At 49.5% G+C, this 12,234-nt stretch carries 11 protein-coding genes; 8 read left to right on the forward strand and 3 right to left on the reverse strand.

Annotation, left to right across the window (positions count from 1 at the left end; genetic code table 11):
- Nucleotide 1: 1 nt before the first annotated feature.
- From ACWJJK_RS21880 to ACWJJK_RS21890, 3 genes are read right to left on the reverse strand one after another with little or no spacing between them, the layout of a single operon-like run.
- Entirely contained in the window at nucleotides 2-232 is a 231-nt protein-coding gene (locus tag ACWJJK_RS21880) for a hypothetical protein (RefSeq protein ID WP_077732029.1), read from the reverse strand.
- Nucleotides 201-491 carry a BrnT family toxin gene (locus ACWJJK_RS21885; protein WP_077732030.1) on the reverse strand — a complete coding sequence of 97 codons (291 nt, stop codon included), beginning with the start codon at nucleotides 489-491 and terminating at the stop codon, nucleotides 201-203. The genes ACWJJK_RS21880 and ACWJJK_RS21885 overlap by 32 nt, the downstream gene beginning before the upstream one ends.
- Nucleotides 488-3,388 carry a formate dehydrogenase subunit alpha gene (locus ACWJJK_RS21890; protein ID WP_454128479.1) on the reverse strand — a complete coding sequence of 967 codons (2,901 nt, stop codon included), beginning with the start codon at nucleotides 3,386-3,388 and terminating at the stop codon, nucleotides 488-490. The genes ACWJJK_RS21885 and ACWJJK_RS21890 overlap by 4 nt, the downstream gene beginning before the upstream one ends.
- Before the next feature lie 815 nt (nucleotides 3,389-4,203).
- Here ACWJJK_RS21890 and ACWJJK_RS21895 point away from each other — a divergent pair.
- The 8 genes from ACWJJK_RS21895 to ACWJJK_RS21930 all read left to right on the forward strand — a co-directional run bounded on the left by ACWJJK_RS21895 (nucleotide 4,204) and on the right by ACWJJK_RS21930 (nucleotide 12,027).
- The gene (locus tag ACWJJK_RS21895) at nucleotides 4,204-4,461 is read left to right on the forward strand and encodes an antitoxin (RefSeq protein WP_454128480.1); all 258 of its coding nucleotides are present in this window, start codon (nucleotides 4,204-4,206) and stop codon (nucleotides 4,459-4,461) included.
- 153 nt (nucleotides 4,462-4,614) lie between these two features.
- On the forward strand, nucleotides 4,615-4,839 hold the full coding sequence (locus tag ACWJJK_RS21900) for a PIN domain-containing protein (protein WP_454129061.1): 225 nt from the start codon (nucleotides 4,615-4,617) through the stop codon (nucleotides 4,837-4,839).
- A 257-nt stretch (nucleotides 4,840-5,096) separates the two neighbouring features.
- Nucleotides 5,097-6,233 carry a DNA phosphorothioation system sulfurtransferase DndC gene (gene dndC / locus ACWJJK_RS21905; protein WP_454129062.1) on the forward strand — a complete coding sequence of 379 codons (1,137 nt, stop codon included), beginning with the start codon at nucleotides 5,097-5,099 and terminating at the stop codon, nucleotides 6,231-6,233.
- The gene (locus tag ACWJJK_RS21910; RefSeq protein ID WP_454128481.1) at nucleotides 6,223-6,447 is read left to right on the forward strand and encodes a DNA modification system-associated small protein; all 225 of its coding nucleotides are present in this window, start codon (nucleotides 6,223-6,225) and stop codon (nucleotides 6,445-6,447) included. The genes dndC and ACWJJK_RS21910 overlap by 11 nt, the downstream gene beginning before the upstream one ends.
- A 10-nt stretch (nucleotides 6,448-6,457) precedes the next feature.
- A complete protein-coding gene (locus ACWJJK_RS21915; RefSeq protein ID WP_454128482.1) occupies nucleotides 6,458-8,509 on the forward strand; it encodes an AAA family ATPase in 2,052 nt (683 codons plus the stop codon).
- Between the two features lie 10 nt (nucleotides 8,510-8,519).
- Complete coding sequence (locus ACWJJK_RS21920; protein ID WP_454128483.1) at nucleotides 8,520-10,106, forward strand: helicase HerA domain-containing protein; 1,587 nt, start codon at nucleotides 8,520-8,522, stop codon at nucleotides 10,104-10,106.
- Between the two features lie 204 nt (nucleotides 10,107-10,310).
- Nucleotides 10,311-10,808: a hypothetical protein gene (locus ACWJJK_RS21925; RefSeq protein ID WP_454128484.1), complete on the forward strand. Its 498-nt coding sequence runs from the start codon at nucleotides 10,311-10,313 to the stop codon at nucleotides 10,806-10,808.
- A 13-nt stretch (nucleotides 10,809-10,821) separates the two neighbouring features.
- Nucleotides 10,822-12,027: a DNA phosphorothioation-associated DGQHR protein 1 gene (locus tag ACWJJK_RS21930; protein WP_454128485.1), complete on the forward strand. Its 1,206-nt coding sequence runs from the start codon at nucleotides 10,822-10,824 to the stop codon at nucleotides 12,025-12,027.
- The last annotated feature ends 207 nt before the right edge of the window (nucleotides 12,028-12,234 follow it).

The raw sequence follows: 12,234 nt of genomic DNA on the forward strand, positions 1-12,234 counted from the left end.
GTCAATCTACTTCTGGTTTGGTCGGACGCTCCGAACGCTTGGCAATCTCGATTAAGAGGCGCAACGCTTCGTTTACGGCATCGGCATTTGGGAACGCCTCCGCTACATCAGGTTCCAAGCGAACCACGTCACCAAACGCTTTTCGTTTCGGCCCGAACCGTCTTACTCGTAAACTCTTCAGGTCGTACTCCGACCGAAGTTCATCGTTCAGTTCCGTATCCACCTTGCTCATACGCTTTTCGCTCCGCTTTGGTTGCCTCTCTCGCACTAATCAAGCGAATACTATCCTCTCGTTCCGTATAGGACACCAATAACAAACGCCCGTTTTGAGTTTCCCCCACGAGGATATAACGATGTTCGTCTTCGGAATGGTCTGGATCGTAAAAGTCGATAAATAAAGGATCGCTGAAAGCCGTGCAGGCTTCTTCAAATGAGACACCGTGCTTCGCTTTATTGGTGGCAGCTTTCTCTTCATCCCATTCAAACTTCATTTCTCAGTCACTAAATCCGGCTCTATCCGGCACAGCGAAACCTTGGTCTCCTGCATCGCCGTTACCGAATCGTAGCCGTAGGTGAACACGATGTTGCAGGATTCGCCCAGCACATACGGCGCGCTGCCTTCCGGGTATTTCGGCCGCAAGTCCTGCCCCTCGTAGTGCCCGCCGAAATGGAAAGGCATGAAGACGACGCCCGGTCGGACCCGCTCGGTGACGAAAGCCATGACTCTAATCCTTCCGCCTTCGGGGCCGGCGACCCACACCTGTTCGCCGTGCCGCACCCCGGCATTGTTGGCGTCGCGCGGGTTGATTTCGACAAACATCTCCTGCTGCAACTCTGCCAGCCAGGGATTGGAGCGGGTTTCGTCGCCGCCGCCCTCGTATTCGACCAAGCGTCCCGAAGTCATGATCAACGGAAAATCCTTGCTGAAATCCTGCTGCTGGATCGAGACGTAACGGGTGGGCAGACGCCAGTAGCGCTTGCGGTCCTGGTAGGTCGGGTATTTCTCCGCCAGATCGCGGCGCGGCGTGTACAAAGGCTCGCGATGGATCGGCACCGGATCGGGGAAGTTCCACACGATGCAGCGGGCCTTGGCATTGCCGTAAGGCGCACAGCCGTACTTGATCGCGACCCGGATGATGCCGCCTGAAGGATCGGTCTTCCAGTTCTTGCCCTCGGCCAGTTTCTTTTCCTGCTCGGTCAAATCCTTCCACCAGCCCAGTTTCTTCAGCAGCTCGGCGCTGAATTCGGGATAGCCGTCCCGGATATCCGCTCCCTTGTTCGAGGAGCCTTCCGCCAAAAGGTTCTTGCCCTGGTATTCCGTGCCGAAACGGGCGCGGAACGGCGAACCGCCCTCCGCCACCGTCTTGCTGGTGTCGTAGAGGATATGCGAACCGGGATGCTTCATTTCCGGCGTACCCCAGCACGGCCAGGGCAGGCCGTAATACTCGCCGTCACAAGGGCCGCCCTGCCCCTTCAAGGTCGTGGTGTGGAAAGTGTGCCAGTTCTCCTGATGGGCCTTGAGCCGCTCCGGGCTTTGGCCGGTATAACCCGCCGCCCAGGCGCCCCGGTTGATCTCCCGCAGGATGTCCTCGATCAGCGGCGTGTCGTTCTCGACTTGGATGTTCCTGGTCAACTCCTTTTCGAACCCGAACTTGCGGGCGAACTGGTACATGACCATGTGGTCCGGCCGCGACTCGAACAAGGGCTCGATGATCTGGCTGCGCCATTGAATCGACCGGTTGGACGAGGTCAAGGAACCGTAAGTCTCGAACTGGGTGCAGGCCGGAAGCAGGTAGACGTTGTCCGTGCGGTCGTGCATCACGGCGGTGACCGTCGGATACGGATCGATCACGGCCAAAACGTCCAGTTTTTCCATCGCGGCTTTCATCTCGGGGCCGCGCACCTGGCTGTTGGGCGCATGGCCCCAGAACACCATGGCCTTGATGGGATTCCGCTGCGAGATGTTCTCGCCCGCTTCCAATACGCCGTCGATCCAGCGGGAAACCGGGATGCCGTTGTTGAACATCGGTTTGATCTTCTTCCCCGCACCGTCGTCATACTCGCTTTGGTCGAAGCGGGCGGCGAGCCAGTCGAAATCGATGTCCCACACTTTCGCCCAGTGCCGCCAGGCATCCTCGCTCAAACCGTAATAAGCCGGCAGACTGTCGGCGTTCGGGCCTACGTCAGTCGCCCCTTGCACGTTATCGTGCCCGCGAAACACGTTGGTGCCGCCGCCTTCTAGCCCCATGTTGCCGAGCGCGAGCTGAAAGATGCAGTACGCGCGGGTATTGTTGTTGCCGATCGTGTGCTGCGTCCCGCCCATGCACCAGATGAAGGTGCCGGGCCGGTTTTGCGCCATGATCCGCGCGGCCTTATGAGCGAGTTCTTCCGGCACTCCGGTAACCCGCTCGACTTCTGCCGGCGTCCATTTCGCCACTTCCTTGCGGATTTCGTCCATCCCGAACACCCGCTGCTCGATGAACGTCTTGTCCTCCCAACCGTTTTGGAAAATGTGCCACAACAGGCCCCAAATGAACGGCACGTCGGTTCCGGGCCGAATGCGGATGTGCAAGTCGGCATGGGCGGCGGTGCGGGTGAAGCGCGGATCGACCACGATCAGCGGCGCGCCGCGCTCCTTGGCGCGGAAGATATGCTGCATCGACACCGGATGCGCCTCCGCCGGATTGCCGCCGATGATGAAAATCGACTTGGCGTTGTGGATGTCGTTGTAGGAATTGGTCATCGCCCCGTAGCCCCAGGTATTGGCGACGCCGGCGACCGTGGTCGAGTGGCAGATGCGGGCCTGGTGGTCGATATTGTTGGAGCCCCACAAGGCGGCGAATTTCCGAAAGAGATAAGCCTGCTCGTTGTTGTGCTTGGACGATCCGAGCCAATAGACGGAATCGGGACCGTATTGCTCGCGGATGGCAAGAAGTTTGTCGCCCAGCTCGTCTATGGCCCGATCCCAGCCGATGCGCTGCCACTTGCCGTCGACCAGCTTCATCGGATATTTGAGCCGTCGCTCGCCATGGCCGTGCTCCCGCACCGACGCCCCTTTCGCACAATGCGCCCCCAGGTTGAACGGATGGTCGAAAGCCGGCTCCTGGCCGATCCACACGCCGTTCCGCACCTCGGCAATGACCCCGCAGCCCACCGAGCAATGGGTGCAGACGCTTTTGACCTTCTTGATTTCCCCTGACGGCTGCGCGGGAGCGCCCGTCGCATCGACCTTTTTCATCATCGATAGAGGCACGGCTCCCACCAAAGCCGCGCCGCCCACGGAAAGTCCCGAGCGGCGCAGAAACTCGCGGCGGTCAATGCCGTGCCCCGAGGTTTGCGACTTGGAAGACGAATCGTTTTCGGAAGCGGGCCGCTTGAACAGTTTCATGATCGAATTTTAATTCTTAGAGGAAATTGGACGAAGCAAACCGGGCTCAAAACCGCGCTGCATCATAATAGGCGCGGACGTGCTCGGTCTCCCGATAGCCTTTTTTGGCGGAGTCGACCGCCGGTTTCCCAGGAGCCTCAATCTCCCCGCCGCAAGCGCTGCGCTGCGACACAAACGCACCAAACAGCCCCCCGACCAAAGCCGTCATTCTCCGAATGAAACTTCGCCGCGGTTTCGATGCGGGAATAGGGTTCGAATCGCTCATGAACAAGCCTCAAGGAAAGCTGTAAACAATTGTGCCAATTAAACAATCTGCGGCACACCGGGTCAAATTCCGAGCGTGCTTGTCAAGTATTTTCGCCGCTGTTGCAGACCGAATCCCGATTGATCTCGGTTCGACGAGGGCGATGTGAGGTTTCCGTCCAGCCTGCCGAAAAACGAATACAAGTTCCTCCCCCGTCCATTACCCTACGGTGGAAGATGAAAGTTTGCCGCCGACGAGTACGGACGTTCTGACATAACGCGATTCAATGTGTATCGTAATTTTAAGGAGTCTCGGAAAAAGCCCCTCCCTCAGGGAGCAACACCGTTAGGCTAAAGTCGTCATGCCGGCAGGGAAAGGTGGCTCCGGCGCTCCCGGAGACGCCGTTTGCGATTGGGCTGCCGGCATCCAGTGACAGGGATGTTAGCTCGCATGCCCTCCATGGTTTCTAGGTTCCGGCATTCCCTGCCGGAACGACGAAACGAAGCTTAAAGGTTGTAATTATTCTATACCTGCGGTACATGCCTGATTTATATCGCCATAAGGATCTCCCATGTCCAAGACTGCCAAAATTTTCATGAGTGGCAGAAGCCAGGCTGATCGCCTGCCGCTGGAGTTCCGCTTCGACTGCAAGGAGGTTTATATCGAGAAGCAGGGTGATAGCGTGATCCTACGCCCCAAACCGGATACTTTGGCCGATCAATGGCACGATTTCTTCGAGAGTAGCGAACCATTCCCCGATGATTTTCTTGCCGACCGCATGGATACGCCACCTCAAGAAAGAAAGTGGTTCGACGATGTGGATGCTTGATACGAATATTTGCAGCTACGTGCTGCGCAAGCACCCGGCATCGGTCTTGGAACGGTTTTATGCCACCAAGCTCGACGAGTTGTCGGTTTTGGCGGTGTAGCCGCGGAACTCCGTTACGGTGCGGCATGTTTAGGATCGGCAACGTTTGCCGCTCTGCTCGAACAGTGGCTGGACCTTTTGTCCATTGAGCCATGGCCGGAGGACGCTTCCAAAATTTACGCTCGCATCCGTCACGAATTGGAACGTCAGGGTACTCCGATAGGCAATATGGACTTGCTCATCGCTGCCCATGTACTGGCGACGGATGCCATACTGATAACCAATAATGGCCGGGAATTCGACCGCGTTCCAGGATTGAAATTAGAGAATTGGACTTAGGCTGATCGGGCCTGATTCCCGCTCTAAGAATCCGTCGCCGTGCCGAGGCCGTGGTAGGTCGGCTATCCTTTGCCGAGGCATCCGTTGAGTCGGGAAGGGAATTCTGAGTCGTACTTTCCTTCGATCGCTATACCATTTAGCATCGCTTATCTTACATAACAATAATCATGCGATTTAGAATATGTTTTAATGTATCGTTGTGTCATTGACACTTTTATACCATCCACCTCAAGGCATGAGTAAATTTATTGACCATTATGCCACCAATAATCAAAGCCGATCACGATCTTATTGAAAAGATAATTGGCATAAAGAATGTTATAAAAGAAGAGTACCGCGCTCAACATAGCCGACCTTGGATTATTGGCTTCTCGGGCGGTAAGGATTCCACACTCGTTTTACAACTAGTAGTAGAAAGTTTGCTTGAAATCCCCCGCTCAGAACGGAAGCGACCTTTGCATGTGATTGCGAACGATACTTTAGTCGAATCCCCAATCGTACAATCCTATGTTGATTCAATTCTTGAAATGTTAAAGCAGACTCTTTCGCAGCTGAGTCTTCCAATTGATATCGTCAAGACAACGCCAGATTTGGATCAAACATTTTGGGTAAATCTTATTGGCCGTGGATATCCAGCTCCCACGAGGTTGTTTCGTTGGTGTACTGATCGAATGAAAATTCGTCCGACAACTAACTATATTAAACAACAAGTTTCAGAGAGCGGAGAGGTAATCCTTCTGCTAGGCGTCCGACGGTCTGAATCGGCTGCCCGTGCAGCATCGGCAAAAAAGTATGACAACGGGGATCGATTAAATCGCCATAATGACATTCCTGGATGTTTAGTATTTCGACCTATTCTTGAACTTACTACCGATGAAGTTTGGGAGTATTTGGCGGAAACGGCGCCTCCTTGGGGAGGTGTACACCAAGCACTTATTGAGCTTTATCGAAATGCCGCTGGGGGGGACTGCCCAATCGTTATTGATCCAGACGCACAACCATCGTGTGGAAGTACTTCGATCCGCTTCGGCTGCTGGACTTGCACAGTCGTTGATAAAGACAAATCCTTTCGGAACTCCATGGAAAAAGGTTTTGAGAAACTTGAACCCATGGCTGACTTTCGTGATTGGCTTAAAGATTTTTGCTACAAGGATGACGCCAATCGTATGAAGCAACGCCGTAATGGGCAGGATGGTATTGGACCTCTAACTTTTCAAGCTCGAAAAACGATTCTAAACAAATTGATCGAATTACAGAAACAGGTTGGAGTACTATTGATTTCAAGTGGAGAAATCAAACGTATCAAGGAAATTTGGCGAACAGATACATCACAACAAGTCTTAAATCAGGCGAATCGATTACTGAAACTGCTGGGGGAAACCAATGGCAAATAGGAGATCACTACCACTATTAGATGATCTTAAAGCAAAGGCAATTCTTAAGCAGATATGCCAAGAACATGGAATTAGCCTTGATTTACTTAGAAACCTCATAGAGGTCCAGAGGGATAATCTCGGACGAGGTAGGCAATTTGGTATCTCTCAGGAATTTAGCGCCGTAATCAGCGACTTTATCGAGCAGCAAGAAGAGGCGGAAGATGCATCTTAAGGAAATACATGTGCGTAATTGGCGCAGTTACCGAAATGCTACTTTTTTATTCCCAAATCCGAATTCTCATCAGAACATTATTCTTGTTGGTGCACAAAATGGAACCGGCAAGACTTCATTATTAATGGCGCTATATTTAGGGCTTTTTGGGCGCGAAGCAATGAACCTTATCGAAGGAATCCGTCTACGTAGTGCTGATGACGAAAAAAGCCTGACATATAAGACCTTAATGGAACAGATCATACATCGTCCAGCGTTACGTCTAGATGAGCCTCACTGTTCCGTAGCAATTCGATTTGAGTCCTCGAATGGCGATTCAATCCTGGTACAACGGCGGTGGAATTTTAGCCGAGGCGGTAAGATACGTGATCTGAGTAGCCCTGATGGAGAAGAGGTACTTGCTGAGATTTATGGAAAACGGAAAGTATATCGCACGTGGCAGGATGCAAATGTAGAGCTTGGAGAACTAATTTTTCCTGTAAATGTAATGGGATGTTTCTTTTTCGATGGAGAACAGGCCCAGGAACGAGTTGAAGCAGCAGGCGGTAGTGCGTTGTTACATGCAGTTAATACTCTCTATGGTACTGGCATTCTGGATAAGCTTAGTGAGAGTCTTCTGACATTTATAAATAACTCGAGAGATCAATTACGTCGGGAAACTGGAAGCGTAAAAATAGACGAGCTCGATCAAAAGCGCGAAGAGCTTGATCAAGCTAAAGAGCTACTCAAGGAAATTGAAAATGAGCTTACCGCCAAGCAAAAAGAAAGAGAATCTGTGGATCTGGAACACCAAAGCTTGTTATCCGACTTACAGCAGTTGGTAGGCGATTCTGCTGCCGACATAGAAGAGTATGCTCGAGTACGCGGGGCGCTTGAGAGTGAATCTCTGGAAATCAAACAAGAGCTGATAAGGGGGTTATCCGCGATTGCTCTACCACTTGCGATGACGCGTTATGTCGAAAAAGTACGTTCAATTTTACGGGCAGAACAAATACGCGATCGATGGTTATTGCTAAAAGAAGAGGCAAGCGGTAAAGCAGCCCGAATTATCGATAGTGTTCTTCCTGAGAAGGGGGTAATTAGTGTCGAGCCACCTCTGGAGCAAGGCCAAATAAATCAGCTTCGTACTAAGCTAGAGAAGGCATTAGAAGCCCTCTGGAGTCCACCTCCTGATGGTTGTGCTGAAGCCTATACGTTTCATTTTTTAAAGGACGCAGACAGGGCGGCGGTACTTAGCAAGTTGAGTCGCTACCAAGTAGTCGGGGGGACTGGTCTTGTCGAAGCTGCCATCCGATTAGACAACGTTACCACTCGTCTGCGCGAAGTCCAACGCAAGCACGATAGAGTTAAAGAGATTGAGCCGCGACTTGCCTCCCTGAAAAAAGAAGTAACGAACACGCTAGATCATCTGCGTCAAATCGGAGATCAAATCACGGGCCTTGAACATCGTGAGAAGGGATTGCAGGAGCATATAAAAAATCTCAAGGCTGCTATCGGACAAATGGAGAAACGACGCGCAGTTGAGCGACCAGTTCTAGAAAAACTAGACATTGCTCATCGTGTACGCATCACAGTAGACGAGGCGAAGGAGGCACTTATTCCCCTATGTAAGGAATCGTTAGAACAACGGTGTACTGAGCATTTCCGGAATATGATTTCTGATGAATATCAAAATTTTGTAGTTCGCTTTGACTCTGAAAGTCAGCCAAAACTGGAGGGACCAGGAGGCTCAGTCATTTTTGTCTCAAGCTTATCAGGTGCGCAAAAACGTGCTTTCGGCCTTGCTTTTACGCTTGCTGTTGCGGATGTCTCCGGCCAGCAGGCCCCAATAGTCATAGATACTCCGGTCGGAAATATGGATTCCCAATATCGTGAGCGGGTTTTACGTTACGTAGCTCAAGCAGCTCCAGGGCAAGTAATTTTCTTGTCACATGACGAGGAAATATCTCCTTTTTATCGACAGCGATTAGAGCAAAAAATACTTAAGACATTTCTAGTTAATTTTGAGAAAGCTGAAGAAGGCAGCGGAGTTTCTACGTTAATAGAAAATACTTATTTTTGAGAATGAGTTTATGAGTGAATTTACACTAACGCGAATTGACCGTCTCCGCTATCGCCCCACCAGGGAGGCTGAAGAGTTTCTTGGTGATCTTCGTTCCTCTTTGATTCCTGGCGACAAAGCAACCGTGGCTAGACTCGCCATCGGGAGAAGTTTGGCCGAATTCGAGACTGGTGAAAACATTCAAATTCCAGATGGAACCGAAATGGGAAACGCTATTGAAGGCATCCATTTATTTGGCGATGACGCGGATATATGGGCCTGCCTTATAGCAGCGGCGGCAGAAATCTCACCGAAAGAACCAGCAGCATTTCGCTCTCTGGTCGAGGCACACTGGAATCGTGGAGCATTATTGCTAAAAACCGACTATGAAGATGTAAAAAAATCCGATATGGATTTCGTAATTAGGCTTGCTGGAATGCTGCCGGCAGGTGGAACTATTCCAGGAGACTTGAAAGTTCTAAAGGAAAAAGAGGGGCCGGTCTTGATTAAATTTGGCTCCGAGAGCATAGACCCAGTATCCGGCGAAGCTGTATTTTTTACCATTAATGCCCCCGGTATTTCGCCACACGTCGCCATACTTGGTAAGACACGATCCGGAAAAACGCGAACCGGTTTAGAAATCGGTAGACAGATAGTTGGATCGGCTGATCTACCCGTCTTATTGCTTGACCCAAAGGGTGAATTTGTAAAGAACGGTGAACTTGTATCCAGAACCGAATGGGGTGGTCAAACACTAGAGGCATTCTTCCCAGGCATTCGTCCCTTGGATGTGCCTAGAATGCCCGTGCCACTCGATTTCTTGTGGCGCCCCCCTGAAGTTAATGAAACTGAACTAGCGCAGCTTGCCATTGCCTTTCAAGATTCTTTTCAAAAGTGTATTCGCGTTAAGGGAGATATAAAGCTAGATTTGCTCAGACAAACTGTTTTGACATTATTACAAGGCCAGCGCATCTTAGACAATATTGAGAGTCTTAGAAGACCTATTACACTGGAAGCGATTCTCCATGGTTTCACAGAATTATCTGAACAAAATGGTCAATCTGTTGGAAGTATTGGTGCGAAATTAGGGGCTATAACCTCCCTTAATATGTTTGAGCCAAAAATGTCACCAGGAGAATTTTTCTCTGGGCGTTGGGTTGTCGGATTTGGAGCAGCAACTGATGAGCCAAAGCGTTTAGCAATATTTCTGATATTGGATGCACTCAATTCTTACTTTATGTCTCTTGGAGATAGCCGCTTGGACCAACATGGTAATCGTACGCTGCGACACATGCTAATTATCGATGAAGCAGTAGAGATCCTACGTTATCGTCACGGCGCATTAAGTTCTTTAGTACGAAAGTCAGCGTCGAAAGGAGGTATTGTCATGTTACTTTCTCAAAGTGCTGATGATTTCGATCAAGAGTCAGATGACTTTCTTGAACAAATGGGAACTGTTGGAGTGTTTGCCCTCAGCTCATCCACCGTAAAATGTTTGGACGGTGCATTTGGGCGTAAAATGCGAATCGAGGATTTTTCGGATAGAGTTCTCTCTGCGGGAACAGCGTTAGTTAAACGGCCAGGAGCAACCGCACAAAAGATATTAGCTTGGAAATAGATTTAACGAAGCAGTCTGTTGTTGGTCCAGTTTTATACTTTTTCTATAAATCTTTATGCCACCGCCAAAAAGTCATATCGCAGATATGATATGCGTGATTTATCTGAGATAATGTGCGATTTTGTAAGTTACCAACTAAATCTTTTGTTATGCGCGGTCGCCATCAATGGCGTTGGTTAATTAACAGCCGCTAAAGGGGAAGAGATGAGGCTGTCAGGATACCCTAATAGTAGTGTAGATTCGCTAAAACCTGAAAATGAAGCATTGCGGACAACGCTTTATTATGCGTTTGTCGTATTGATTTTTGGAGGGGGTGCCGGAGTCTGGTTACCTTGGGCAATGCCCGGCAAAACACTTGGGATGGATGTTCTGACTACTTATGTCATGGCTACGCTCTCGCCGATAGTCGCAGATCTCCTTTTAGACGTTGAGATCTACGGGAAAAACTTTTCCAAAATGGTAAGAATGCGGCTTGTTGCGCTTTGCGCGTTTGCGGCGATGCTTGCTATTATTGCGCTATTTCATGAAGCTGATGGTTATGGTCTAAAGCTAGGCATAGGCGCTGTTGTAATATCTATCCTCGTATGGTTTGAAGTTGCCACTAAATCTGAGCGATTCCGTCCAACAGGTATCCATGTGGGCTCTATAGGAGGAATTACGGCTGCTTTTGATCAGCTTGGTGGTGAAGGAATTCCAGATTAAGGAGGTTATACTAATGTCTTCTCCGTTAGTCTGTCCTGCAATTCGGGTGAAACAGCCGCTTGGAGAATTTTATGCTTTTTCTTTGAGCGCTCAGACGCTCAATAAAATTACCTATTCCCAACCGGCATCGTTTCGCAGTCAAATGGAACGCGAGGCATCAGAACACAAGGGCTATTCAATTTTCGGCACTCAGCGTCAGGAAAGCCGCAAACGCCTTGATGAGATAGCAGCATTTATTCAGACCTCAGAAGCAACATTTCCTAATGCTATCATTCTTGCAGCAAACTATGATGAGGACGGGAAATATGTTAATGACGAGAATCAACGTTGGCATATCGAGCTAGATAACGGTCATTGTCTATTGCATATACCAGCTCTAGATAGGCCATCCGCTTCGATTATTGATGGACAGCATCGTTTGCATGCATTTCAAATTCTTTCGGACGATGCGCTACACAGGGATATGGAATTGTTGTGTGTCGTCTATTTAGAACTACCGACGCCATTTCATGCCTATATATTCGCAACTATAAACTTTAATCAAAAAAAGGTGGATCGAAGCCTGGCATATGAGTTGTTTGGTTTTGATTTAGACGAAAGACCACCGGAAATGTGGCCACCTGAGACTTTAGCGGTTTATTTGGCACGAGTACTTAACACCGATAAGAGCTCCCCTTTGTACCGCTGCATCACTCCTGTTGCAGATTCTTCAGAGATCTTTGGTAAGGATTTAGATAACTCAATGCCACAGGTTCGTGTATCTATGGCTAGCATAGTCGATGGAATTCTTAGTTTAATATCTGGTAATCCAAAAGAAGATCGGTATCGAGTGCGCCATAGAGATAATAAAGATTTTGGCCGTTCATGTTTGCAGCCTAGTGGCAGTCATCCCCTAAGGGATTGGTATATTAAAGGAAATGATCGGGGCATATATGAGGTAATCACAAATTACTTTTCGGCTGTAAGTGGGACTGTCTGGCGAACGGTTGAGAAGGACTCCTACTTGCTAAAAACGGTTGGTGTTCAAGCCCTCTTTGATGTTCTAAGAATATTACTTACTAGACTTCCTTTAACACGTTCAACTTTTTCGAAAGAAAATCTTAAAGAACGTTTAAGGAGTTGCGAACATCTTGGTTCGAAGGAAGTTGCTTATCAAGCGTCTGGTATCGGTCGCAGTGCGATTCGTGATGACATATTGAAATTAATCGATTTTTCGTAAGATGTGTGTAGCTTCGCAAACATGCTCATGCTCCAAAGAAAGATCTGATTAACTCTCCATTCGGAAGAGTTGCCACTAAAGTGTGCTTTTGCCATTGGAAACCGGCGTCTATAGCACAAGGACGTGATCTAGTCCCGATGCCATCCGTGGCTTCTGGGTTCCGGGATTCCCTACCGGAACGACGATACGAAGCTTAACTCAAAGGCA

It is taken from the genome of Methylocaldum gracile (assembly GCF_053646815.1).